This is a genomic window from Marcopretia estuarina LEGE 06307 (assembly GCF_056633115.1).
Window position 1 is genome coordinate 1 of the sequence record NZ_JBSJOY010000006.1, and the last position, 23931, is coordinate 23931.

24 protein-coding genes are annotated in these 23931 nt (G+C 69.1%); 12 read left to right on the forward strand and 12 right to left on the reverse strand.

Going from position 1 to position 23931, the window contains the following annotated elements; genetic code table 11:
• Positions 1–480 precede the first annotated feature (480 nt).
• From ACWJI3_RS13465 to ACWJI3_RS13475, 3 genes are read left to right on the forward strand one after another with little or no spacing between them, the layout of a single operon-like run.
• Positions 481–618: a hypothetical protein gene (locus ACWJI3_RS13465; protein WP_198948278.1), complete on the forward strand. Its 138-nt coding sequence runs from the start codon at positions 481–483 to the stop codon at positions 616–618.
• Between the two features lie 42 nt (positions 619–660).
• Positions 661–990, forward strand: coding sequence for a hypothetical protein (locus ACWJI3_RS13470; protein ID WP_094512780.1), 330 nt, complete (start codon positions 661–663; stop codon positions 988–990).
• Between the two features lie 31 nt (positions 991–1021).
• Positions 1022–1453 (forward strand): hypothetical protein, encoded by a 432-nt coding sequence (locus tag ACWJI3_RS13475; RefSeq protein ID WP_094512779.1) that lies wholly within the window; start codon positions 1022–1024, stop codon positions 1451–1453.
• Between the two features lie 12 nt (positions 1454–1465).
• Here the strand turns inward: ACWJI3_RS13475 and ACWJI3_RS13480 are convergent, their stop codons facing one another.
• Positions 1466–2431: an aspartoacylase gene (locus ACWJI3_RS13480; protein WP_480203946.1), complete on the reverse strand. Its 966-nt coding sequence runs from the start codon at positions 2429–2431 to the stop codon at positions 1466–1468.
• Positions 2432–2517: 86 nt separating this feature from the next.
• Between ACWJI3_RS13480 and ACWJI3_RS13485 the strand changes: the two genes are divergently transcribed.
• The 4 genes from ACWJI3_RS13485 (at position 2518) to ACWJI3_RS13500 (ending at position 6480) form a co-directional block, all read left to right on the forward strand.
• Positions 2518–3486 carry a glutathione S-transferase C-terminal domain-containing protein gene (locus tag ACWJI3_RS13485; RefSeq protein ID WP_480203947.1) on the forward strand — a complete coding sequence of 323 codons (969 nt, stop codon included), beginning with the start codon at positions 2518–2520 and terminating at the stop codon, positions 3484–3486.
• Positions 3483–4145, forward strand: a complete 663-nt coding sequence (locus tag ACWJI3_RS13490) for a DUF2301 domain-containing membrane protein (protein WP_480203948.1) — start codon at positions 3483–3485, stop codon at positions 4143–4145. The genes ACWJI3_RS13485 and ACWJI3_RS13490 overlap by 4 nt, the downstream gene beginning before the upstream one ends.
• Positions 4142–6115: an ABC-F family ATP-binding cassette domain-containing protein gene (locus ACWJI3_RS13495; RefSeq protein ID WP_480203949.1), complete on the forward strand. Its 1974-nt coding sequence runs from the start codon at positions 4142–4144 to the stop codon at positions 6113–6115. Before ACWJI3_RS13490 ends, ACWJI3_RS13495 begins: the two co-directional genes overlap by 4 nt.
• A 146-nt stretch (positions 6116–6261) precedes the next feature.
• Entirely contained in the window at positions 6262–6480 is a 219-nt protein-coding gene (locus ACWJI3_RS13500) for a Calvin cycle protein CP12 (protein ID WP_094512775.1), read from the forward strand.
• Here the strand turns inward: ACWJI3_RS13500 and cgtA are convergent.
• The gene (gene cgtA, locus ACWJI3_RS13505; RefSeq protein ID WP_094512774.1) at positions 6468–7487 is read right to left on the reverse strand and encodes an Obg family GTPase CgtA; all 1020 of its coding nucleotides are present in this window, start codon (positions 7485–7487) and stop codon (positions 6468–6470) included. The two genes, ACWJI3_RS13500 and cgtA, sit on opposite strands and share 13 nt — an antisense overlap.
• A gap of 64 nt (positions 7488–7551) precedes the next feature.
• Here cgtA and ACWJI3_RS13510 point away from each other — a divergent pair, with 64 nt between their 5' ends.
• Positions 7552–8811 (forward strand): ABC transporter ATP-binding protein, encoded by a 1260-nt coding sequence (locus ACWJI3_RS13510; RefSeq protein WP_480203950.1) that lies wholly within the window; start codon positions 7552–7554, stop codon positions 8809–8811.
• 151 nt (positions 8812–8962) lie between these two features.
• Here ACWJI3_RS13510 and ACWJI3_RS13515 read toward each other — a convergent pair whose 3' ends face one another.
• From ACWJI3_RS13515 to ACWJI3_RS13535, 5 genes are all read right to left on the reverse strand, one after another.
• On the reverse strand, positions 8963–11359 hold the full coding sequence (locus ACWJI3_RS13515; protein WP_094512772.1) for an endonuclease MutS2: 2397 nt from the start codon (positions 11357–11359) through the stop codon (positions 8963–8965).
• Positions 11356–11838: a VOC family protein gene (locus ACWJI3_RS13520; protein WP_480203951.1), complete on the reverse strand. Its 483-nt coding sequence runs from the start codon at positions 11836–11838 to the stop codon at positions 11356–11358. The genes ACWJI3_RS13515 and ACWJI3_RS13520 overlap by 4 nt, the downstream gene beginning before the upstream one ends.
• Positions 11839–11899: 61 nt before the next feature.
• Positions 11900–12148: a hypothetical protein gene (locus ACWJI3_RS13525; RefSeq protein ID WP_480203952.1), complete on the reverse strand. Its 249-nt coding sequence runs from the start codon at positions 12146–12148 to the stop codon at positions 11900–11902.
• Positions 12145–13146: a porphobilinogen synthase gene (hemB, locus tag ACWJI3_RS13530; RefSeq protein WP_480203953.1), complete on the reverse strand. Its 1002-nt coding sequence runs from the start codon at positions 13144–13146 to the stop codon at positions 12145–12147. The genes ACWJI3_RS13525 and hemB overlap by 4 nt, the downstream gene beginning before the upstream one ends.
• 71 nt (positions 13147–13217) lie before the next feature.
• The gene (locus ACWJI3_RS13535) at positions 13218–14198 is read right to left on the reverse strand and encodes a DnaJ C-terminal domain-containing protein (RefSeq protein WP_094512768.1); all 981 of its coding nucleotides are present in this window, start codon (positions 14196–14198) and stop codon (positions 13218–13220) included.
• A gap of 149 nt (positions 14199–14347) precedes the next feature.
• Between ACWJI3_RS13535 and ACWJI3_RS13540 the strand changes: the two genes are divergently transcribed.
• Positions 14348–14794: a thioredoxin domain-containing protein gene (locus ACWJI3_RS13540; protein ID WP_480203954.1), complete on the forward strand. Its 447-nt coding sequence runs from the start codon at positions 14348–14350 to the stop codon at positions 14792–14794.
• Here ACWJI3_RS13540 and ACWJI3_RS13545 read toward each other — a convergent pair.
• Positions 14772–15467, reverse strand: a complete 696-nt coding sequence (locus tag ACWJI3_RS13545) for a GAP family protein (RefSeq protein WP_094512767.1) — start codon at positions 15465–15467, stop codon at positions 14772–14774. The two genes, ACWJI3_RS13540 and ACWJI3_RS13545, sit on opposite strands and share 23 nt — an antisense overlap.
• 5 nt (positions 15468–15472) lie before the next feature.
• Positions 15473–16006, reverse strand: coding sequence for a hypothetical protein (locus ACWJI3_RS13550; protein WP_480203955.1), 534 nt, complete (start codon positions 16004–16006; stop codon positions 15473–15475).
• Positions 16007–16117: 111 nt separating this feature from the next.
• Here ACWJI3_RS13550 and ACWJI3_RS13555 point away from each other — a divergent pair, with 111 nt between their 5' ends.
• Entirely contained in the window at positions 16118–16327 is a 210-nt protein-coding gene (locus tag ACWJI3_RS13555) for a hypothetical protein (protein ID WP_480203956.1), read from the forward strand.
• A 41-nt stretch (positions 16328–16368) separates the two neighbouring features.
• On the opposite strand, the gene ACWJI3_RS13560 is transcribed toward ACWJI3_RS13555, so the two are convergent.
• On the reverse strand, positions 16369–17160 hold the full coding sequence (locus ACWJI3_RS13560; protein ID WP_480203957.1) for a M23 family metallopeptidase: 792 nt from the start codon (positions 17158–17160) through the stop codon (positions 16369–16371).
• A 1008-nt stretch (positions 17161–18168) separates the two neighbouring features.
• Between ACWJI3_RS13560 and ACWJI3_RS13565 the strand changes: the two genes are divergently transcribed.
• Positions 18169–19344: a THUMP domain-containing class I SAM-dependent RNA methyltransferase gene (locus ACWJI3_RS13565; protein WP_480203958.1), complete on the forward strand. Its 1176-nt coding sequence runs from the start codon at positions 18169–18171 to the stop codon at positions 19342–19344.
• 48 nt (positions 19345–19392) lie between these two features.
• Here the strand turns inward: ACWJI3_RS13565 and ACWJI3_RS13570 are convergent, their stop codons facing one another.
• Positions 19393–19797, reverse strand: a complete 405-nt coding sequence (locus ACWJI3_RS13570; RefSeq protein ID WP_255140631.1) for a phage holin family protein — start codon at positions 19795–19797, stop codon at positions 19393–19395.
• Entirely contained in the window at positions 19794–20210 is a 417-nt protein-coding gene (locus ACWJI3_RS13575; protein ID WP_094512761.1) for a glycine zipper domain-containing protein, read from the reverse strand. The genes ACWJI3_RS13570 and ACWJI3_RS13575 overlap by 4 nt, the downstream gene beginning before the upstream one ends.
• Positions 20211–20321: 111 nt before the next feature.
• On the opposite strand from ACWJI3_RS13575, the gene smc reads away from it, so the two are divergent.
• Positions 20322–23906: a chromosome segregation protein SMC gene (gene smc, locus ACWJI3_RS13580; protein ID WP_480203959.1), complete on the forward strand. Its 3585-nt coding sequence runs from the start codon at positions 20322–20324 to the stop codon at positions 23904–23906.
• The last annotated feature ends 25 nt before the right edge of the window (positions 23907–23931 follow it).

Here is a 23931-nt window from a genome sequence, read left to right on the forward strand (position 1 = left end):
TGTAACAGCACATTGCGGGATGTGTGGGGCGCTTAAGGTTTGGCTTCGTTTTCAGTCTCGACGGTTCAACGCGTTCAGGCCGGAGGCTTTCAATCTCGAAGCTTGCGGGTTCGAAGCATTCAGACCTGAAGCGCTCAGGCAAGACGTCTGAAGCCCCGAAGCGTTCAGGTCCAACCTGTTGTCAGGCGCGAAGGCTCCCTGCTCCGGCGCGAACCGACGGGGCCCAGCTCGCAGACGCAAACTTCAGCGGCTTGGCCTGCGATCAAGGAGAGCGGTGCACGGCGGCTGTGGCCGGCAGACACGAGGGTTTCAGTGCCTGGCAGGCGATCGAAACGCCACGCCAGCACTGGGCCCGGGCAGCACAGCGGAGGCTGCACCCCAAAACAGACGCGGGGTGGGGGTCATGAATCGGCCACATAGCGACCGCGCCACAGGCAGCGGGCTTAAGGTTTTCTTTGTATTCCCGGCCACCCGCACCCCATGGTTCTGATTTGCTGGGACCTGCACGGAAACCGTTGCACCGAAACGGTTCCTGTCCACCAAGCCCGCCACCGCCGCCTGCAGCTCGAGCAGCAGGGCGCCGTCGTCTATTGGAGCGAGCGGCTGGCCAACGGCTAGTCCGATTGCTAGGAGTGCATCGACCTGACCGCGCTTCCAGCGATGTCGTTGCCTGCACCATCAAGACTCACCCTCACGGTGCTCGCACTCGGGGTCAGTGCCGCCGGCCTCACTGGCTGTTTCAAAACAGCGGACCAGACGCCGGAACGTCTGGATCGGGTCGAACTCAGGCTCCAGCAGCTGGAGCAGCGGCTGGCTGCTCCCTCCCGCCCCAACCCTGCCGACCCCGCAGGTAAACCGCCTGCCGGCGTCGTCAAGTCGCTCACCTTCCGTATGGGTAGCCAGGACGACCGGCTCAGGATTTACTGGGCAGATGGATCCAGCTCCGACCTTCCCTGCACCAAGGAGCAAGGCACCTGGGTCTGCGGTTGATCTCCGGCGCCCCTGCCGCTCTTTTCCCCTGATGCGACTCTCCCCCGTTCTCCTGGGCGCCAGCCTGCTGCTGTCGGCCTCCGCCGTGATCGGCCAAACCACCGATCCCTACAACACCTTCCCCTTCACCCGCCAGCGGGCCACCAACCTGGCCCGCATGCAGGCCGAGAAACTCAATGGCGGGCTCAGCGTTTACCGCCCTGACGCCTGCATGTACAACCGTGCCGCCGGCAACTGCCTGATCAAGGCCGACGCCGAGGGTTACACCTTCCGTTTTCTGGGAGGCCCTCCTGGCTGGCAGGTGCTCGGCCTGCCGCCGAACACCGAAACCGAGCTGAGGATTTCGGCCGATGGCCGCCAGGTTCTTGGCGTGGTCTACAACGGCGTTCCCCGGCCCACCCCCGCCCCCCAGGCAGCTCCGCTGAATCAGGCCAGCCCCGATGGTGGCCAGGCCCCTCGCTGAGCGCCTCACCCTTCAACGGGCACAAGCGAGATCCCGCGCCAGCTGCTGGAGGGCCTCCCCCCACGCCTGGCTGCGGGGCCACCGCTCCCGCCTGGTGAGGCTCAGAGCGATGCCCTTCTCGCCGTAGGCCGCTTCGTTGATGAACACCGGCCAGGTGCAATCTCCTGCTGCCATGGCAGTGCCGATCATGCCGGCCGCTTCCGCCTCGAACGGCACGGTGGCCCCATCGGCGCCTTGAAACAGGGGATCGCCGAGCTGCAAGGGCTGCCAATCGCGGTGCTGACGACTGGGATGCAGGCAGCAGGCCGGACGGCCATCCGGATGGCGCGGCAGATCGAGGCTGCAAAGGTGGCGGTGGACGGTGAGAGCCACCGGCAGCCGTAGCGACCCGGCGCGTGCCGCTGCCAGGGTGGCCAGCGCCGCCTCCACGGCCAGGGCCGTCTGGTGGCAGATGGTGGCGGTGATCACCCCCTGCGGCACCGGACCCACCTCGATCACCACACCGCAGGGCCAACGCTCCACCAGAAAGCCGCTCTGGGCGGGGTCGCCCTCGTGCAGGTAGATCGGCAGCCCCAGCTGCGCCTGAATGCCGGCGGCCAGGGCCAGGTCGGTGGGGCGGCGCCCGTAGAGCACCAGGGAGCTGCCCATCGCCGCCGTGGTGCTGTGCAGATCGAGAACCACCCCGCAGGGAGTGGCGCCTGTGGGCCCGAAATCGGCGAGCAGCTGGCGCGCCCGCAGCAGCTCCAGGGAGCTGCGCTCGGAATCCGCCAGAGCCTCCAGGCCAAAGGAACGATTGAGATCGTGATCGAGGTAGCGCACCCCTGCCGCCAGAGCCGCGGGATTGCCCACCGCCAGCTCCACCGCCAGCCCGGCGCGGTCGAGGTGGGCGGGGTGGCGGCCCCAGTGCTCCAGCAGCCAGGGGGCATTGCGTTCGTTGCCGTGGGTTCCGCCCACCACCAGCACCTTGTCTGCGGCCATTTGCGCCCGTCCCTGCGAACACCTGCGCCACAGGCTGGCAGGGGATCCCGGCCAGGCCAGAGTCGGAGCACTCGCCCGTAGTGGAAATGGCCGTTCCTCCGCCCGTGGTGGCCTGCGTTCGCGCGGCCTGGCGCTGGCAATGGCAACAGCTGATGGGTGGATTGGGCCCCGCCGACGCCGAGGGCAACTACTGCCGTCCCGCCGGGGCCTTCGCCGTGCTGCCGCCCCTGCCGGCCACAGCCGGCACCAGCGCGGGCCATGTGCTGATCGTGGGCCGCAGCTGCCCATGGGCCCATCGCGCCTGGCTGGTATGGACCCTGCGCCAGCTGCAATCGACGATTGATCTGGTGGTTGTGGAACCGGACCCCGGCGCCGGCCGCTGGCAGTTCTCAGCGCCCTTCGAAGGGGCCCAGGCTCTGGCCGACCTCTACAGCAGCTGCGGGGCTCCAGCGACCGCGCCGGCTTCGGTGCCGGTGCTCTACGACCGCGCCGAGCGCCGCATCGTGGTGAATGAGAGCGCACGGCTGATCGAGCTGCTCAACCGCTGGCCGGCACCTGACGGGGTGCCCGATCTTGAACCTGCCGATCAGAACGAGCGCCGCGATGCCTGGCGCCAGCGCCTGCAGGGAGACGTCAATGACGGCGTGTACCGCTGCGGCTTCGCCCGCAACCAGGCGGCTTACAACCGCGCTGAGTCGGCCCTGTTCGAGGCCCTCGAGGCCGCCGAGGCGGAGCTGCAGGCCGCTGGGCCCTGGCTGTGCGGCACCGCCCCCAGCCTCGCCGACGTGGTGCTGTTCCCCACCTTGATTCGCCTGGAACTGGTCTATGCCCCCCTGTTCGGCTGCAGCCGCCGGCCGCTCTGGCAATTCCCCGCCCTATGGGGCTGGCGGAGCCGCTTCCATGCGATCGAAGGAGTCGCCAAGACCTGCTTCCCCATGGCGTGGCGGCAGGATTACTTCGGTGCTCTGTTTCCACTGCACCCCTCCGGGATCATTCCGGCCGGCCCCGACCTGACCACACTGGTGAAGGCTTCTCCCCTCGAGATGATGCGATGAACGCCCGATCGATCGATCCCAGCGCCAGCACCGATCCGGTGTTCGAGGGTGTCTACGGACTGTTCACGATCACGGCCGAGGACCGGCGTGAGGTGCTCAGCTATCGCCTCGCTCTGCTGGCGCTCGCGATCGCGGAGCTGGCCCTGCTGTGGCAGTGGCAACGCTTCGGCGGGACCTGGTCGTGGCCGTGGCTGGTCGTGATGGCGGCAGGGCTGGGGCTGGCTCTGCAGTGGATTCACATCTACCTGCGGCCTCTGCACCGGGCGCTGCAGCTGTTCTGGCTGCTGGGCTGCGCCGGTGGTGTGGGACTGGCGCTGCGGGTGGGCCCCGACGCCATGCTCGACACGCTGGCGGCCGATCCCCGCTGGATCTGGGCGATCGGCCCCTTCTTCGCCGCCCAGGCCGGCATCGGCTTCAAGGAGTTCTTCTGCTTTCAGCGGCCGGAGGCGATCGGCGTGACCCTCGTGCTGCCCGTGGCCCTGCTGGGCCGGCTCAGCGGGCTGCTGGATCCCCGCCAGACGTTCGGGTTGCTGCTGCTGCAGGCGGCCCTGTTGCTGGTGCTGTGCCTGCGCAAATTCCCGATGGCGGCGCAGGCTGATGTGGGTGACAAAAGCGTGTTCGCCCATCTCGAGGCCCAGGCGCAGGGCGTCAGCCGATGAGCCTGATCAGCCTGGTGGGGGTCGCCAAGGACTTCGGCATCAAGACCCTCTTCCGCGACCTCACCCTGCACGTGGGCGAGCGCGATCGGCTCGGGCTGATCGGCCCGAACGGCGCCGGCAAATCGACCCTGCTCAAGGTGCTCGCCGGGGTGGAGCCGGCGGGGGAAGGGGAACGCCGCTGCTCGCCCCGCCTGAACGTGGTGCTGGTCGACCAGGACCCCACGCTCGACCCCCAGCGCACCGTGCTGGAGCAGGTGTTCGCCGGCAGTGGCGAGAAGACGGAGCTGCTGCGGCGCTTCACCGCGGTGAGTGAGGCGCTGGCCGGGTCGTCCGGGGCCAGGCACGACGCCCTGCTGGCGGAGCTGGGCGATCTGCAAAGCCGCATGGACCACTGCCAGGCCTGGGATCTGGAGCAGCAGTGCCGCGAGGTGCTCGACCGGCTCGGCATCCGCGACACCCAGCGCAAGGTGGGGGAGCTCTCCGGTGGCTTCCGCAAGCGCCTGGCCCTGGCCTCCGCACTGGTGGCTGAGCCGGACGTGCTGCTGCTGGATGAACCCACCAACCACCTGGATGCCGACTGCATCGAATGGCTGCAGAACCACCTGGACCGCTTCCGCGGCGCCCTGGTGCTGGTCACCCACGACCGCTACGTGCTCGACCGGGTCACCCGCCGCATCGTGGAGGTAGACCGGGGCGAAGCCCGCACCTATGAGGGCAACTACGCCAGCTACCTGCAGATCAAGGCGGGTGAGGAGGCCGCCGAAGCAGCCAGTGCCGCCAAGTTCAAGGGAGTGCTGAGGCGCGAACTGGAATGGCTGCAACGCGGACCGCAGGCCCGCAGCACCAAGCAGAAGGCCCGCATCCAGCGGATCGAGGCGATGCGGGAGGCGCCGGTGCGCGCCGGCAAGGACCAGCTCAGCCTGGCCACCACCAGTCGGCGGCTGGGCAAGCGGGCGATCACGGCGGAGCATCTCAGCGTGTGGGCGCCGCAGGGCCCGGCCGGGGCAGAGGCGGCCACCACGCCCACCACCCCGAGCGGCACGCCGTTGCTGCGCGACTTCAGCTACGACTTCAGCCCGGAAGACCGGGTGGGCATCATCGGCCCGAACGGCTCCGGCAAGTCCACCCTGCTCGATCTGATCGCCGGGCGTCGCCAGGCCCAGCAGGGCCGCCTGGAGCTGGGCAGCACCGTGCAGCTGGCCTACTTCGACCAGCAGACCGACGATCTGTTCGCCGGCAAGGGCATGGAGCGCAAGGTGATCGATTTTGTGCAGGAGGCAGCCAGCCGGATCGATCTGGGCGGTGTGCAGGTGAGTGCGTCCCAGCTGCTGGAGCGCTTCCTGTTTCCCCCCGCCCAGCAGCACAGCCCGATCGGCAAGCTCTCCGGGGGCGAGCGGCGTCGGCTCTGCCTGTGCCGGCTGCTGATTCAGGCGCCCAACGTGCTGCTGCTCGACGAACCCACCAACGACCTGGACGTGCACACGCTCACGGTGCTGGAAGACTTCCTCGAGGATTTCCGCGGCTGCGTTGTGGTGGTGTCCCACGACCGCTACTTCCTCGATCGCACCGTGGACCGGCTGTTCTGCTTCGAGGGCGGGGTGCTGCGGCGCTTCGAGGGCAACTACAGCGCCTACCTGGCCCAGTCCGCCCAGGCCGCGGCCAAACCCTCACCGGCGCCCACTGCAACGCCGTCCACGCCTGAAGCGTCCGCCCCGCCGGCCAGGGGAACGGGCGAACGCACCGAGAGGCCCCGGCGCCGCAGCTACCGGGAAAGCCGCGAGCTGGCGGATCTGGAGCAGCAGTTGCCGGGCTGGGAGGAGCGCCGCAGCCGGCTCGAAGCAGAGCTGGCCGGCGGCGGGCAGGGCGACTACGCCCGGCTGGAGAGCCTCACCCAGGAACTGGCCGCCCTGGTGGAACGCATCCATGCCGGCGAGGAGCGATGGCTGGAACTGAGTGATCTGCCGGCCTGAGACCAGGGCAAAACCACCCGCTGGCACAGGGATCTACCCCATGTTGGCGGGGGGTTGATGAGCTGGAGCCCACACGGCCCGGCGAAGCTGGCGCACGACCCGTAGGGTGGACTGGAAAAATTCGGTTGCCGCAGGTCGGCCGTCTTATGACTTCCATCGACGAGCACATCCTCAAGGACCAGATCGAAATCGAAACAGCCAAGGCCACGGGCAACGAGGCCAAGGTTCGTCACCTTGAGGAAGAGCTCAAGTCTTTGCAGGAATACAAGACCCATCACCCCGAGGACAATCACGATCCCAATTCGCTGGAGGTCTATTGCGACCTGAACCCGGAAGCCCCTGAGTGCCGCGTCTACGACGACTGAGCCACCAGGGCCTGTTCGCTGCGGTCGAGTTCCTTCCAGACCGCTTCCAGCAATCGATCGAGCCCCTGACGCGTTGCCCCGGAGATGGCCAGCACCTCCCGGGGCCAACGCTCCTTCAGCGCGTTTGAAGCCGCTGCCAGGGCATCTTCATCCAGCAGTTCCACTTTGTTAATGGCCAACAGCCGGGGGCGATCGGCCAGCCCATGGCCGTAGGCCACCAGCTCCGCTTCCACCACCGCCAGGTCGTGGGCCACATCCGCGCTGGAGCCATCCACGAGGTGCACCAGCAGTCGGGTGCGCTCAATGTGGCGGAGAAAGTCGTGGCCCAGCCCCGCGCCCTGGGCGGCGCCGGCGATCAGACCGGGGATGTCGGCGAACACCGTGCCATCCCCACTGGGTTTGCGCACCACACCGAGATTCGGGATCAAGGTGGTGAAGGGGTAATCGGCGATCTTCGGCTTGGCGGCCGACAGCACACTGATGAGGGTGCTCTTACCGGCATTCGGCAGGCCGATGATGCCGACCTCAGCCAGCAGCTTGAGTTCGAGCTGCAGTTGCCGCTCTTCCCCGTCCTTGCCTTCGGTGAACTTCTCGGGGGCCCGGTTGCGATTGCTCAGGTAGTGGGCGTTGCCCAGCCCGCCGCGGCCTCCAGCCGCCACCCGCAAGCGATCCCCTGGCTCGATCAGATCGCCGAGCAGGGCTTCGGTGTCAGGGTCGCGCACCTCGGTGCCGCAGGGCACCCGCACCACGAGATCCTCCCCGCCGGCGCCGGAGCAGCGGTTCGGGCCGCCGCGGCGGCCTTCCGGGGCGGCAAACAGCCGCTTGTATTTGAAATCCAGCAGGGTCTGCAGGTTGGCATCGGCCTGCAGCCATACGGCCCCACCATGGCCGCCATCACCGCCGGAAGGACCACCGGCCGGCACATATTTTTCCCGACGAAACGCGACGATGCCGTCGCCGCCCCGGCCGCCCTGGACCGCTATGCGGGCTTGATCGATGAACTGCAAGGAATCCCTTAACGAAGGCCGAACCTGAGGCCAACCCTAGGATCGGCCGGTCAGAGGCTCCGTCTTGGCAGAGGTTCGCTTCCAGCAGGTCAGCAAAGCATTTCCACCACGGCGGGGCAGCCAGCCTGTGGAGGTGCTTCGCCAGCTCGACCTCGACGTGCCCGATGGTGAATTCCTGGTGCTGGTGGGTCCCTCCGGCTGCGGCAAGAGCACTCTGTTGCGCATCCTGGCGGGCCTGGAAACCCCCACCGATGGCGAAGTGCTGGTGGGCGGGAGGCCCGTGAGTGGCCTGCGCCCGGCCCAGCGGGACGTGGCGATGGTGTTTCAGAGCTACGCGCTCTACCCGCACCTGAGCGTGGCCGACAACATCGGCTTCGGGCTGCGGCGCAGCCGTCCCCGCAGCGTGGCCCAGCAGCTGCAGGACAGCCTGCATCGCTGCAGCCGCGGGCTGCCCGCCCCCCTGCGCCTGCCCTCGAAGCGGGAGCAGCGCATTGAGGCACGCATCGCCGGGGTGGCCGAGGAGTTGGGCCTCACGCCCCTGCTCGACCGGCGTCCCAAGGAGTTGTCCGGCGGCCAGAAGCAGCGGGTGGCCCTGGGGCGGGCGATCGCCCGGGAGCCCGCCGTGTTCCTGATGGATGAGCCGCTCAGCAACCTCGACGCCAAGTTGCGCACGGGCACCCGCGCCCAGATCGTGGCGCTTCAGAAGCGGCTGGGCACCACCACGCTCTACGTGACACACGACCAGGTGGAGGCGATGACGATGGGGCATCGCATCGCCGTGCTCAACCAAGGCCGGCTGCAGCAGCTGGGCACGCCGATGGAGCTCTACACCTGGCCTTCGAATCTGTTCGTGGCCCAGTTCATCGGCAGCCCACCGATGAATCTGCTGCCGGTGCAGGCCGCAGGTGGCGATCAGATTCAGCTCGATGCCCGTCGCTTCCTGGTGGAAGGCCCGATGGCCGCCGCCCTGGCCTCCCATGCCGCCCGTGGAGTTTCCACGCCCCTTACAGGCGGGCTCCGGCCGGAGCATCTGAAGCTGGCACCGGCCACCAACCGGAATCTGCCGGGCGACGTCACCCATGTGGAGGCGCTCGGCAATGAACTGCTGATCAGCGCCCGGCTGCTGGAGGGCGGCCATCTGGTGCAGCTGCGGGCCGACCCCTCCCAGCGGGTGGTGCCGGGGCAGCGGATCCACATCGACGTGGACCCCAGCGGCTGGCGGCTGTTCGATGCCGCCGGGGAGGCACTGGCACTGCCACCGACCACCACCGCCGGCCCCGAGCGCACGGGGCCGGAACCTCAACTGCCCGTGCTCGATCTCTGAGCCCAGCAGGCCGGAGGTGCATAAGGGGAAGACCACCTCGTTAACGGGTCAGCCATTTCAAGAGTGAAATGCCCCCGGGTCGTTCCCACCCTGCACACTCTCAGCCCCGGTCTGGCACTCACCATCACCGGTGTTGTAGTGATCTGAGGCTTCATGCCACCCAGACCACACTGCAGCCTGGGCCGCCGTCACCCTGCTCCGCATCGCTCACCCGCTCCACGTAGGGCACGGTGTCCAGCCACTGGCGCAGGCCACGCTTGAGCTTGCCGCTGCCGATGCCGTGGATCACCCACACCGGCCCTTCCGCCGCGCGTAGCCGTTCCTCCACGGCTGCCTCCGCTTCGTGCACCCGCAGGCCGCGCACGTCCACGGTGTTGCGTTCGGTGCGCACCTGGGCGCTGCCGCCGCTGCGGCCGGGCTGGCGGCGCACCTGCACCACAGGCGGCTCCGGTGGCGCCGGCTTCTCGCCACTGAGGGATTCCACCCCGTCGAGCGGCACGGTGAGCCGCAGCACGCCGCAGCGCACCGTGAGCTCCTGGCCGTCGGTGGCAATCTCCAGCACTTCCGCCGCCTTGCCGAGCGAGAGCACGCGAATCCGCTCCCCCAAAGAGGGCCGCCAGCCGCGGTGCTGGCGGCGTTCCGGCTGAGGCTGATGTTCCTGCTGCAGGCGCTTGAGCCGTTGGCCCGCCTGACGCGCCTCCTCCCCATCGGTGTCGCCCTGGCGAAGACGGCGGATGATGCGGCGCACTTCCCGCTGGCCATCGCGGATCGAGTGTTCCAGCTGGCGGCGCCGCTGCTCCTGCAGTTCCGCAGACTGCTCCTGTTGGTGCTGCCAGCGCTGCAGCAGCTCCTCGTGCAACAGCTCGGTGCGCACCAGCAACACAGCCGCCTCTTCGGCAGCCTCCTGCTGGCGGCGCCGCTGATCCTCCAGGCCACGGATCACCTGGTTCAGCTCCCCTTCCCCCTTCGGCGCCAGCAGGGCGGTGGCGCCCGCGATCACGGCCGGCTCCAGGCCGAGGCGGCTGGCAATGGCCAGGGCGTTGCTGCGGCCCGGAATGCCCCACTGCAATTGATAGGTGGGCGAGAGGGTTTCGACGTCAAAGCCCACCGAGGCATTCTCGAAGCGGGCATCCTCGTACTTGAGCGCCTTCAGCTCACCGAAGTGGGTGGTGGCGATGGTGAGGCGGGCGCGGGCGGCGAGATGGCGCAGCAGGGCGATCGCCAGGGAGGTGCCCTCGGTGGGGTCGGTGCCGGCACCCACCTCATCGAGCAGCACCAGGGAGGCGCCACCGTGCGTTCCCGGCGGCGGCAGCGCTTCGAGGATGCGCGCGATGCGGCGCACGTGGCCGCTGAAGGTGGAGAGGTTCTGCTGCAGCGACTGCTCATCGCCGATGTCGGCCAGGACAGAGCCGCACCAGGGCAGCCGCGGCGTGCCGCGGCAAGGCAGGAACAAGCCGGCGCGCGCCATCAGGGCCGCCAACCCCACACTTTTGAGCGTGACTGTCTTGCCGCCGGTGTTCGGGCCGGTGATCGCCACCACCCGCAGGTCGCTGCCCACGGTGACCGTGACCGGCACCACCGCCCTGCCGCCCTCGCGCCGCTCCTGCCAGAGCAGCAGCGGATGGCAGAGATCCACGAGCTGGAAGGGGGCCTCGGCAGTGGCGGACAGCTCGGGGCGCACCCCGCCAAGGTCCTGGCCGTAGCGAGCGCGGGCCACGGCGCCATCGAGCTGCACCAGCACCGTCTGCAGGGTGTGGAGGGCATCTGTGTCCGCCGCCACCAGGCTGCTGAGCTCCGCCAGCACCTGTTGCTCGAGCTCGCGCTCCTTTCCTTCCAGCTCCCGCAGCCGGTTGCCCAGGGTGATCACCGCCTGGGGCTCGATGAATACGGTGCTGCCGGAAGCCGAACTGTCGTGCACCAGGCCGCTGAGCTGGGAGGCCGCCCCCGCCTTCACCGCCAGCACTGGCCGGCCGTTGCGTTCGGCGATCACGTTGTCCTGCAGCAGGGGCGCGCAACGCCGAATCAGCTCCTGGAGCCGCTCCCGCCGCTGCTGGCGCAGAGCCGAGAGCTGCAGCCGCAGCGCGGCCAGCGCCGGGCTGGCGCGGTCGGCCACACGCCCGCCTTCCTCGATACAGAAGCGCAGACGCTGCTCCAGCTCCGGCAGGGTGCGCAGGTTCTGCACCAGGCCGCTGGTGACGGGCCGCAGGTCCTCGTCCTCGATCTGGCGGCGCAGGCGGCGGCCGGCCGCCAGGGTGGTGGCCACCTCCAGCAGGGCCTCACCGGAGGCGGTGCCCCCCTTGCTGCAGTGCTGGAGGGTGCCACCGAGATCGGCGACGCCCTGAAAGCTCAGCCCCCCCTCCAGCACGCCATCGAGGCCCAGCAACTCCGTGGTTTCACAGAGCAGGCGCTCGCTCTCGGCGCAGCTGGCGGCGGGCAGCAGGGAGCGGCAGTGGCGGGCACCGGCGCGCGTGCTGGCGAAGCTGGCCAGGTGCTCCGCCAGGCGAGGCCACTCCAGCAGGTCAAGGGCTTCCGCCTCGATCGGGTTCAAGCCAGCCCCTGCACCTGTCCGGCTAGGGCAGCGGCTCCGGTGGCTCCGGCGCCGGCCATGGCGGATGAGGAGCCATCAGGCAGAGCCGCAGCGATCGGCTCCTCGCCCTGGTTGGAGGGGATGCCTTCGGGAGGCTCGTAGAGCATCTCCAGCCAGTTTCCTTCCGAATCCTGGAGGTAAAAGGAAGCGGTGCCGTCGCGGTGATCATGCAGCGGGCCCACCGGATGGCCAGCGGCGCGCAGCTCGCCGTGAACAACATCCACCTCGGCGCGCTCGCTGAAGTGAAAGGCGAAGTGGGGCCCGGCGGCGGTGTAGGCCGGGCTCAGCAGGGCCACCCCGTCACCGCCGTCGGGGGCCTGCAGATAGGACCAATCGTCGGCTTCCCAGGTGAGGCGCAGGCCGAGGGCCTGATAAAACGCCTTGGCGCGGGCCATGTCCTGCACCCGCAGGGCCACGTGGCCCAGTCTTCGCACCGGCATCGGCAGTGTCCTGGTCTTGGGTCCATTCTGAGCCGCCGCAGGCCCCGCGGTGAGGCGGAGCTCAGCGCCGGTCGGCCAGCAGCAGCGACACCCGGCAGACGCAGCCGATCGAGAAGCAGATGGCAGCGCTGCCCAGCAGGCCCCAGCCGGAGGCCTGAAGATTGAAATCCTCAAGGGCGAGCAGGCGCAGGGCGAGCAGCACGAGCAACAGAGCCACCAGCCAGGGGGCCAGCACCCACACCATCAATGGGGAGGGGCGCCGCCGGGCCTGACCAGTGGGGCGAGGTGCCGCCGGCTCGGAGGAGGTCACCGTTCGCTCAGCCATCGGGCCGCATCGCAGGCGTGGTAGGTGAGGATCAGATCGGCACCGGCGCGCTTGAAACAGAGCAGCGTTTCGAGCACCACGGCGCGCTCGTCGATCCAGCCGCGCTGGGCAGCCGCCTTCACCATGGCGTACTCGCCACTCACGTTGTAAGCCGCAATCGGCAGTTCCGATTCCTCGCGCAGGCGATGGATGATGTCGAGATAAGCCAGGCCCGGCTTGACCATCAGGATGTCGGCCCCTTCCTGCTCATCCAGCAAGGCTTCGGTGAGCGCCTCGCGGCCGTTGCCCGGATCCATCTGATACGTGGACTTGTCTTTGGGGATCGGCTTGTTCCCCACCGGACGCGGGGCGGAATCGAGTGCCTCCCGGAAGGGGCCGTAGTAAGCGGAGGCGTACTTGGCGGTGTAGCTGATGATGCCGATGTGCTCAAAGCCTTCTTCATCGAGCGCCTCCCGGATCGCTCCCACCCGGCCATCCATCATGTCGCTGGGGCCGAGCAGATCGGCGCCGGCGCGGGCCTGAGCCACCGCCTGACGGCACAGCTGGGCCACGGTTTCATCGTTCAGCACCACACCTTCGCTGTTGACGATGCCGTCATGGCCATCGCAGGAATAGGGATCAAGAGCGACGTCGGTCATGATCGCCATGGCCGGGTGTTCCTGTTTCAGGCGGCGAATGGCACGAGGAATCAGCCCGCCCTCGTTGAAGCATTCAGCGCCGTCTTCCGTTTTGAGGCCATCGGCCACCTTGGGGAAGAGCACCACGCAGCGGATGCCCAGATCCCAGGCGCGGCCCACTTCTTCCACGAGCCCTTCCAGGCTCCAGCGCTGGCAGCCGGGCATGGCCTCAATCGGCTCATTGCTGGCCCCTTCGTGCACGAACAGGGGGTAGATCAAATCGGCGGGGTCGAGGTGAAACTCGCGCACCATCGCTCGAAGAGCCGGGGTGCGGCGCAACCGACGGGGTCGATAGGTGAGTTCCATACGGGCAAACCTGCTGGCCGGATCCTACGGATCAGCGCTCCCCGCCTCGGAGGCCCTCCTGTGGCAGGGGTTCAGAGAATGGCGGCTTTGCACCACTCCCGCCTTGGGTCGGTGCTGCGCGCATCGCGCAGCTGCTCGAGCAGCTTTCGCTCCTGCTGGCTGTAGGTGTCAGGCAGGGCAAGGGTGAGGGTGAGCAACAGATCGCCGCGGCCATCTTTCTGGGGCCAGCCCTTGCCCTTCAAGCGCAGGCTGCGCCCCAGGGGCACACCGGGGGGTACCTGAACGGTGGCATCGCCGTCAGGGGTGATCACCCGGATATCCCCGCCAAGGGCGAGCTCGTCGAGGCTGAGTGGCAGATCGGCCCGTAGCTGATCCCCCTCCAGCTTCCAGACTGGATGCTCCTGCAGGGTGAGGTTGAGGTAGAGGTCGCCGCGCCGGCCGGTCCCGGGCTGGAGGTTGCCTTTGCCCTTGAGGCGCAGGCGGCTGCCGTTCTTCACCCCAGCGGGCACGCGCACCTGAACCCGCTCTTCGTTGACGGCCAGGGTGCGCTCGCAGCCGCGAAAGGCATCGGCAAAGGTGATGGTGATCGTGGCTTCCGCATCCAGCTGGGCGCCGCTAGCGCGGCCGGTGCCTGGAGTGAAGCCGCCGCCGAACCCGGCCGGAAAGCCTCCCGAGAAGCCGAACCCGCCCGGTGCACCCGCGAAGCCACCGGGGCCGGCGGCCCCGCCGAAGCGACCGAGCAGGTCGTTGATGAAGTCGTCGAAGTTGCCGTAGCGGCTGAAATCCACATCGACACCCGGTGCGCCGCCACCGCCCATCTGGCTCCAGTACTGGCCAAACTGTTCATACTTGCGGCGCTTGTCAGGATCGGAGAGCACCTCATAGGCCTCACTGATCTCCTTGAAGCGTGCTTCTGCCGCCGCGTCGCCGGGGTTCACATCCGGATGGTGCTGACGGGCCAGCTTGCGGAAGGAACGCTTGATGGCGTCCGCGTCGGCTCCCCGTTCAAGGCCCAGCACTTTGTAGTAGTCGCGATAGCCGTTGGCGCTCATCGAGGCAGGCTCATCGGCACGTCAGCAAGAACGTTCAGCCTCTCCAGTTTCCCAGCCGGAGCGTCGTGGTGGAAGGCCGACGGAGGGCGGAAGCCCGAACGCCGCCGTTGGGGCTCTGCCTACGCTGCAAGTCGTGATTGGCGCTGCCGATGCCTTTGCTCGCCGTGGTTCTCGCCTTCAGTGCCCTTGGTGCCCAGCCAGGCCCGGCAGCGCTGGCAGCTGCGCCCGCTGTGGCCTCCGGCTCCAGGCCAGCAACCTCCAGCACCGGCACGCTCGGTGAAGCCCTCAAGCCCTCCAACGCCGAACAACTGGCACTGGTCGACTTTCTGATCCAGCAGGGGGCGGTGTTCTACGGCGCCTGGTGGTGCCCCTACTGCTTCGAGCAGAAGAACCTGTTCGGCACCGAGGCGGGCCGCCGCCTCCCCTACGTGGAATGCGACAAGGACGACGCGGGGCGGCAGCGCTGCAGCAGCGCCGGCGTGCGGGCCTACCCCACCTGGACCCTCAAAGGGGAGCGGCGGGAAGGCCTGCAGACCCTCGAGCAGCTCAAGGCCTGGAGCGGCTTCCGCAGCCCTACAGCCGAGCCAGCCCGTTGACGGTGAGCAGAGCGGCGAACACAAAGCAGAGCGTGGCACTCACCTGGCGCTGATGGCTGTTCAGCCAGCGCCCGAGCCGCTCCAGCAGCTGCTCACCGCGGCGGCCACTGGCCAGCACCAGACACGGCGGCAACAGGGCAGGCAGGAGGGTGAAGCCCACCAGCAATGCCGACAGGCCGGCGCGTTCAGCGGCGTCGAGCGAGGCGCGGGCAAGATCCTGCACCGCCGGAAGAAACAGCGCCAGAGAACTGAGGTTGGCCGCCATCGCCCCCAGACCGAGCCGAAACGCCGACCACGGCGCGGCGGCCCTTGCAGGTGTCGGGGGTGGTGGGGCAACCGCGAGACCAGGCTGTGCACGCAGCAGATTGGCCGCGCCCAGCGACACCAGCAACGCCGCCACGGCCAGATGCAGGGTCGCCGCCACCGGATCCGGCCCCGTGGGGCGGGGCGGCAGCAGATCGCCGACGGCCAGGCCGAGCCCCAGCCAAACGAGGGTGATCACGGCAGCGCCCAACAGGAACGCCCAGGCCCGCGCCAGCCCCAGAGCAGGTGCCAGCAACTGGCGCACCTGCAGCACCAGCACCAGCGGACTCATCGCCGCACCCACTGCCAGTGGCAGCACCGCCGCCAGCACGGCTGCTGCAGAGAGGGTTGTTGACGCAGCGGCCGCCATCGCGCTCAGGTCGCCTGACCGGCCGGTGGCTGGGGCGGGGCGGCCGGTGGGGCGGCCGGCGGCAGCAGCAGGCTGTTGAGGCCAATCAGCAGAAACGACAGCGCACCGACCCCGGCCAGGATTCGCAGCGGCAGCGGCATGCCCGTCCGCTCCGGCATTGCGTCATCGCCCGCCAGCGGAGCACGGGCAGCAACGGCGGCCAGGACGGCCGCCTTGGAGGAGTCGGCGGTGAGGCTGCCGCCTGCGACGAGATCCTGCACCAGCGGATGGAAACGGGGCTCGAACCAACGGCGGAACACCCCGTAGCTGCGGTCCTGGGGCCAGAGGTGCTGCACGGGGCACCACACCGCCAGTTCCGTTTCAAAGATCACAGCGTGGGCGCGGCGCAGCAAGCCTTCCGCCTCCGCATCGGTGGCATAGGGAGGGAGCAGATACAGCCCGGCTTCACGCGCGGCTGCTCCCGGCAGCTCCAGGCCGAGCCCTACGGCCCAGTCGAGCAGGGGCTGGCGCGGCACGACGCTCACAGCGCAGCGGTTCAAGGCAGGCATGGCCCTCCCCGGGGCGGCGGGTCCCAGCGTGCCACCGGTCGGCCCCGGCTGGTGCCGCCGGCGCCCTGCCGCGCCATGCTCAGTCCACACCCTTGCGCCGCCATGGGACTCCTCACGCTGTTGATCGCCGCTCTGCTGCTGGGCGGCCTGTGGTGGACACGCATGGGCGTCCCCGCTCCACCCACAGGTGCCGCTCCGACCGGCCCTGCGGCGATGGACGGCAGCCTGCGCCGCGCCCAGGAAGCGGCACGCCAGCAAACCCAGCTGGAGACGCAACGGGAAGACGCCATCATGAAACCACTGCAGCCCTGAGGACCGGGGCTGCGGCATCCGCCTTCTGCAGCCATCGCGGTTCAGCGGCCTACAGCCGCCGCGCCAGCCAGCAGCGGCGCCGCCATCACCGGCCATGGATCCATGGCCACGGTGCGGCCGTCCCGTTGGCGCCGCAGCTCGAAGTGCAGGTGGGGCGTGGTTGCTCTGCCTGTCTGGCCTACCCGGCCGATGCGTTCACCGCTGCTCACACCCTGCCCGGGCACCACGGCCACATCGAGCAGGTGCGCATAAAGCGTGAGCCAGCCATCGCCGTGATCGATCACCACCGTGAGGCCGTACCCGCTCACGTCATCCACCAGCCTGGTGGTGCCGGGCAGGGCCGCCAGCACGGCCGATTCAGCGGGAACGATCAGGTCCACACCGGCATGCATCCGCCAGCGACCACGCGACTCTGAGTAACGCCAGCCGTAAGGGTCGAGCTCGGTGGCCGGCACGGCCAGGGGATAGGCCAGCACGGGGCTGTTCCCCAGCGGCACCAGCAGTGGTGGCGGTGTGGGTGGTGGCAGCGGCAGAGTGCCGGCGGCCAGGGGCAGCGGCTCCGGGTGGGGCTGAGGGCCGGGCTGCAGCACGGCCAGCAGGTGCTCTGGCAACGCCTCGTTGGCGCCCAAGTCCGCCACCGGAGTTTCGGCAGGCACGTCCAGCGGCCGCGGCGGCAGAGCGCTCTCGTAGGCAGCCACAGCACCGCAGGTTGCCCAGGTCAGGCAACACAGCGCCAGCAGCAAGGCCAGCGCCTTGCCCCCACCGGCTTCGGCGCGCCTCCGGCCAGGCCGCTGCCGGCTGCGCCGCACGCAAGTGTCAGCTGCCCGCTTCATGTCCGCCATGCCACACAAGCCGGCTCAACGTATCGGCGCTGATCGGCTTGCCAAGGGGCCGCCGGAGCGGCAGCGAAGCTATGCGCCGATGGCCGCGGCAGCGGCCCAGAGCCCATGGCAGCCGCGGCGACCGCGAGATCGCCGCGCCAACAATGGCCCGCACCCTTGCCGTGCATCTGCTCGGCTGCTGCTCAAGCCAGACGAACGTCTTCAGCACAGTCATTGGTCGGGCATGCCGACCCGGTTCAACATCGATCGAGATCAGCCCACATCAGAGTGGTCCCTGTGAGGTGATCGATTGGGAGGGATCGATAGCGTGCTGCTTCGAATGTGTTGAGCAGATCTTTGCCACCCCAGCGTTTCTGTAAGTGCCGCCGCCAAGGAACTGGCGCTCATGGCGCCAAGGCCGCAGAACGCAGACATGCCGGCCAGCAACCCATGGGGCAGCAGCGCAGCAGGGCAAATGAACGCGATCAAGAGCGCTTTTCCTGACGTGCGTCCACCTGGCACGGGTGAACGATGATCCCAGGCCAGCTGTTCATCCTGCCGGGCATGGCCGCACAGATCGGACGGTGATGGATACCACCGCAAGGCAGGCATTGGGTGCAGCGATCTTCCCCTCGGAAGACCAACAGAACCGCTCAGGAAGGTCCGCTCCAGGCGCCAATGAAATGGGGGCCTTCCAGCCCCCGTGAGTCATTTGGGTGATAAGGCTGACTTACCCCATCTCCCTATAGGAGTCAGGCAGCCACAGGGGCGGTCTGACGGGAGAAACGAACGATGTTGTTCGCTGTTACGGGTTTGCTCTTACCGAGCAGGCTTCAGTCACCCTCCTCATACCCCGTCGAAACCATTGCAGCCCCTGGAAGCCCGCAGAAGCGGGAATGGAGCTGAGCGGAATCGAACCGCTGTCCGAAGCACCGGTGTGAGCCACCTAGTCCGTCCGAGGACGGACCTTGTCATTGTGGCAGCAGTGAGGGCACAGGGCATGGGGGAAAGCCGGTGGGCATGACCGAACCTGTCGCTGCCGTAGCGGTGCTGCCCCAGGGCCTGGAGCAGCAGGGCGCTGAGGAGCTGGCCCAGCTCGGTGCCAGCGATGTGCGGCCCTTGCGGCGGGCGGCCAGCTTTCGGATCGAGCCTGCGGGCTTCTATCGCGTGCTGCTGGAGGCGCGGCTGCCCTTTCGCCTGCTGCGGCGCCTGGCGGTCTTTCCCTGTGCGGGCGCCGATGCGCTCTACGACGGCATCCAACGGGCCGCCGACTGGGACCGCTGGCTGCCGCCGGACGCCAGCTTCCGCGTCGATGTGACCGGCTCGGCCCCGGGCCTCAACCACAGCCACTTCACGGCCCTGCAGGTGAAGAACGCGCTGGTGGATCTGCAGCGCCAGCGCCACGGCCGCCGCTCCGGCATCGACCTGGACCATCCCGACCTCAGCCTGCAACTGCACCTGGGCGGCGGCCAGGCGCAGCTGAGTGTGGAAGCCGCCGGCAGCAGCCTGCACCGCCGCGGCTGGCGGGCGGCCATGGGCCTGGCGCCGCTCAAGGAGAACCTGGCGGCCGGCCTGATCGCCTGCACGGGCTGGGATGGCCGGGTGCCGCTGGCGGATCCGCTGTGCGGGTCGGGCACCCTGCTGATCGAGGCGGCCTGTCTGGCGCTGGCGAGGGCTCCGGGGCTGCTGGATGACGCCAACGGTCAGCCCCAGCCGCGCCGTTTCGCGATCGAGAGCTGGCCCGACTTCGACCCGGAGCTGTGGCGGCAGGCGGTGGCTGCTGCCGCCAGCCGTCGCCGCACGGGCCTGGCCGACGGCAGCCCGCTGGCGCCGATCGTGGGACGCGAGCAGGACGCAGACGTGCTGGAGCAGGCACGCCACAATGCCGCCGCGGCCGGTGTGGCCCCCTGGATCGACCTGCAGGCCGGTGACGTGCGTGACTTCCAGCCGCCGGAAACCCCTGGCGTGCTGGTCTGCAACCCGCCCTATGGCGAGCGGCTCGGCGCCGACGACGATCTGGAGGCGCTCTACAGCGATCTCGGCCGCCTGCTCAAGGAGCGCTGCTCCGGCTGGTCGTTGTGGCTGCTGAGCGGCAACGCCGCCCACACCGGCGCCCTGCGCATGAAGGCCAACCGGCGCGTTCCGGTGAGCAACGGCGGAATCGATTGCCGCTGGCTGAATTACACGATCCGCTGAACTCTTCCGCTGAACACCTCCGCTGATCGCGACCGCCTGGCGCGTGCCTCAGCGGCCCAGAATCGCTCGCGTGGTCTTGGTCAGGCCAGCGGTGGTCTGGGGCAGGTAGGGCCCCTTGGTGAGCTGCCCGCCGATGCGCAGGAACAGCCCGGCCAGCACCAGATCGAGGGCCATCACGGCCAGCACCGACCGGATCCAGCCCCAGGCCAGCCCCAGCTGCAGCCAGAGCACCAGGGCCAGCTGGCTGGCCACCGTGGCCAGTATCACCATGCTGATGCCCGCACCGAGCAGCAGGCCGCCGCTGATCAGGCGGCGCTTTTCCTTGTCGGCCTCCTGCAGGGCGATGCGCACGTGCAGGTCCATCACAGAAGCCACCAGGGCGGTGATGCGGCCCGCTGCCATGCGGCCCACGCCGGCGCCGTCGTCGTTGCGGCGGTGGTTGTCGCCACTCATTCGGAGCGCCGCCCGGTGGAGAGCAGCAGGCCGACCACGACCCCGACGGCCGCCGCCACGCTCACGGCCAGCAGGGGGCGCTCACGCACTGGCTTCTCAAGGCGGGGCCGCAGGCTGGTGTTCAGGTCGTCGAGCAGGTTCTCCAGCTGCTCCTCCAGGGGACCGATGCGATCGGCCAACTGGCGGGTCTGATCGGAGGCGCCATGAAGCAGATCCAGCAGCTGGCCACGCACTCCGCTGACGGTGCGGCCGGTGTGCTCGGCGATCAGGGAGGCCACCTCGTCGAAGCTGCCGCGGGTGGCTTCTAGGGTTTCCTTTGCCACCTGGGGCCATTCCTGCTGGATGGTGGGCAGCAGGGCCTCGAACCGCTCGCGGAACCGTTCGGCGCTGAGCGTCGGGGTGTGCTGATCCATGGGGCTGCCCGGGGGTGACGCTTGCGGTTCCAGGCTAAGCAGCGCCTCGCGGGTGGGGGTTGAGATTGTGTCGGAGTCCGATAGATTCGGTCTGCTCGAAGCGCGGGCCTGTTGGTTCACATCAATCAGGTCGAGTTCAAACATTTCAAGTCGTTCGGCGGATCGCTGGCGATCAGCCTCGAACCCAATTTCACCGTGGTCACCGGGCCGAACGGTTCGGGCAAGAGCAACATCCTGGATGCAGTGCTCTTCTGCCTGGGCCTGGCTTCCAGCCGCGGCATGCGGGCCGAGCGCCTGCCGGATCTGATCAACAGCGCCGTGTTGCGCCAGGGCAAGGCCGCCGAAACGGTGGTGAGTGTGCGCTTTGATCTCGGCGACTGGCAGCCGGATGGCGCCGAAGAGGGCCTTGAAGCCCCGGCAGAGGGTCCCTGGATCCAGGCCGGCCAGCGCGAATGGACCGTGAGCCGGCGCCTGAGGGTGGCGCCAGGCGGCACCTACAGCAGCAGCTACAGCGCCGATGGCGTGCCCTGCAACCTGCAGCAACTGCAGACCCAGCTGCGGCGCCTGCGGGTGGATCCGGAGGGCAGCAACGTGGTCATGCAGGGCGATGTCACCCGCATCGTGTCGATGAGCGCACGTGAGCGGCGGGGCCTGATCGACGAACTGGCGGGCGTGGCCCTGTTCGACAGCCGCATCGAGCAGACCCGCGCCAAGCTCGACGAGGTGCAGGAGCGACAGGAACGCTGCCGCATCGTTGAGCAGGAGCTGCTGGCTAGCCGCCAGAAACTCGAGCGCGATTGCGCCAAGGCCCGCTTGTACCAGGACCTGCGCCAGCAGCACCACGACGGCCGCCTGCAGGAACAGCTGCTGCGCTTCGAGCAAGCCCAGGCGCAACGCGCCGACGTGACGCGCCGCCAAACGGCGCTCACGGCGCAGCAGGACGCCGACCGGCTGGCCATCGCTGCCGCCCAGGAGGCTCTGGAGCAGAACGCGCAGCAGCTTGAAGCCCTGCAAGCGGAAGTGAAGGCCCTCGGCGAAGACCAGCTGCTCGGCGTTCAGGCCGAACTGGCCGGCCTCGACTCCAGCAACCGGGAACTGGCCCGTCAGGGCGAGCGGAATCAGCAGGAAGCCGAGCAATTGCAGCAGCAGCGCCAGGCGCTCAGCCGCCAGCAAGGGGAACTGCGGCAGCAGCAGCACGCCCTCACGGGCGACGACGATCGCCAGGAGCTGGAGGCGGCCGAGCAGGCCTGCCACAACGCTGAAGCAGCCGTCAACCTCTCGCGGCGTCGGCTGGGCGAGGTGGCCGGGCGTTCCGGCAGCTGGCTGGACGCGCAGAAGCGACGCAGCCAGCAGCGCAGCCAGCTGCAGAGCGTGATCGCCCCGTTGCTGGAAGAGCGGCAGCAGTTGGCCGAACGGTTGCGCCAGCAGCAGGAGCGCCTGCTGGAACTGGGTGCCGAGCTGGAGGGTGGCAGCGGCGACGACCAGGAGCTGCAGCAACGGCGGGCCGGTCTGGAGACGGAAACCCTCGCGCTGCAGCGCACCCTGGCCGGGCAGCAGCAACAGGCCCAGCAGTTGGCCGAAGCCCTGGCGCTGCAGCAACGCACCCGCGCCCGGCTGGAGCAGGAACAGATCGGCCTGGAGCGTGACATCGCACGCCTGGAAAGCCGCCGCGAAACCCTGCAGGAAAGCCGGGGCACCGGCGCGCTGCGCTTGCTGCTCGAATCCGGCCTGGAGGGCATCCACGGCCCTGTCGCCCAGCTGGGCGATGTGGAGGAACGGGTACGGCTGGCGCTGGAGGTGGCGGCCGGGGCGCGCCTGGGCCAGGTGGTGGTCGACGACGATCGCATCGCCGCCCGGGCGATCGAGCTGCTCAAGAGCCGCCGGGCCGGCCGGCTCACCTTCCTGCCCCTGAACCGCATCCGCGGCGGCAGCAGCCAGGCGGCGCCCAGCAGCTGGAGCAACCCCGGTGGGCTGGTGGGACGGGCGGTGGATCTGATCCGCTACGAGCCCGTCTACGGCGAGGTGTTCCGCTACGTGTTCGGCGACACGCTGGTGTTCGAAGACCTCTCCAGCGCCCGCCAGGAGCTGGGGCGTTGCCGCGCCGTCACCCTGGAGGGCGAGCTGCTGGAGCGCAGTGGCGCCATGACCGGCGGCAGCCTGCAGCAACGCAGCGACAGGCTCAGCTTCGGCAGCAGCGGCGAGCACGACGAGGCCGAACCGTTGCGGCGGCGCCTGCTGGAACTGGGCGAAAGCCTGGTGGCCTGCCGCCGCCAGGAGGCTGAGCTGGGGCGCCAGCTGGAGCAGCTGCGGCCGCTGCTGCAGGGAAACCAGCAACGGCTGGCCGGCCTTGAAGCCGAGCGCGCTGCCACTGAGCGGGCTGCCGGCCCCCAGCTGGAGCGTCTGCGGCAGCTCAACGAGCGCCTCGCGCACACCCGCGCCGCCGAAGCTGCCGATCAGCAACGCCACAGTGAGGTGGCGGCGCTGCTGGAAGCTCCGCAGCAGCAGCTGGCGGCCCTGGAGCAGGAGGAGGCCGCCGCCCAGGGCAGCGGTGACAGCGACCGCTGGCAGGGGCTGCAGCAGGAGCTCGAAAGCGCCGATGCCGCCTTGCACGAGGCCCGCCAGCACCGCGACGCCCTGCTGACGGCGCGCCGGGAACGCACCCTGGCGGCGGAGCGGCTCGGCCATCAGCTCGACGCCCTGGCCAGCGAGGAGCAGCGGCTGCGTCAGGCCGTGCTCGCCTTGTCTGAAGCCCATGGCCAGTGGCGGGAGCGGCAGAGCGAGGCCCTACAGCGCCGAGCCGCCCTGGAAGCGCAGCAAAGTGCGCTGCAGGAACGCTTCGGGGAGCGGCGGCGCGCGCGCGATGAGGCCGAAGCCCGCCTGGCGGCCGCACGCCTCGCCCTGCAGCAGCAGCAGTGGGATCTGCAGCGGCTGCAGGAGGAGCTCGCTGCCCTGGCTGAGCAGGAGCGGGGGCTGGGGCTGCGGCTGGAGGCGATGCAGCGCGAGCTGCCCGATCCCCTGCCGGAGCTGCCGGCGGGCGTGCGCGAGGCGGGGCTGGCGGCACTGGAGCAGTCGCAGCTGCGGCTGCAGCAGCGGATGGAAGCGCTGGAGCCGGTGAACATGCTTGCCCTTGAGGAGCTGGAGGTGCTGGAGCGGCGGATTGCCGAACTGGAGGAGCGCCTCGAGGTGCTCAGCAAGGAACGGGAGGAGCTGCTGCTGCGAATTGAAACCGTGGCCACGCTGCGTCAGGAGGCCTTCCTGGAGGCCTTCCAGGCTGTGGACGGGCACTTCCGCACGATCTTCGCCGGGCTCTCCGATGGCGAAGGACACCTGCAGTTGGAAAACCCGGAGCAACCGCTGGAAGGGGGACTCACCCTGGTGGCCCACCCCAAGGGCAAGGCGGTGCGGCGGCTGGCCTCGATGTCAGGGGGGGAGAAATCGCTCACGGCACTGAGTTTCCTGTTTGCCCTGCAGCGCTTTCGCCCTTCTCCCTTCTATGCCCTCGACGAGGTGGACAGCTTCCTCGATGGGGTGAACGTGGAGCGGCTGGCCGCCCTGATCGCCAGCCAGGCGGACCAGGCCCAGTTTCTGGTGGTCAGCCACCGGCGCCCGATGATCGCGGCCGCCACCCGCACGATCGGCGTCACCCAGGCCCGTGGCGCCCACACTCAGGTGGTGGGTCTGCCCACTGCCGCCTAGACCGAACCCCCAGCACCGGGGTCGT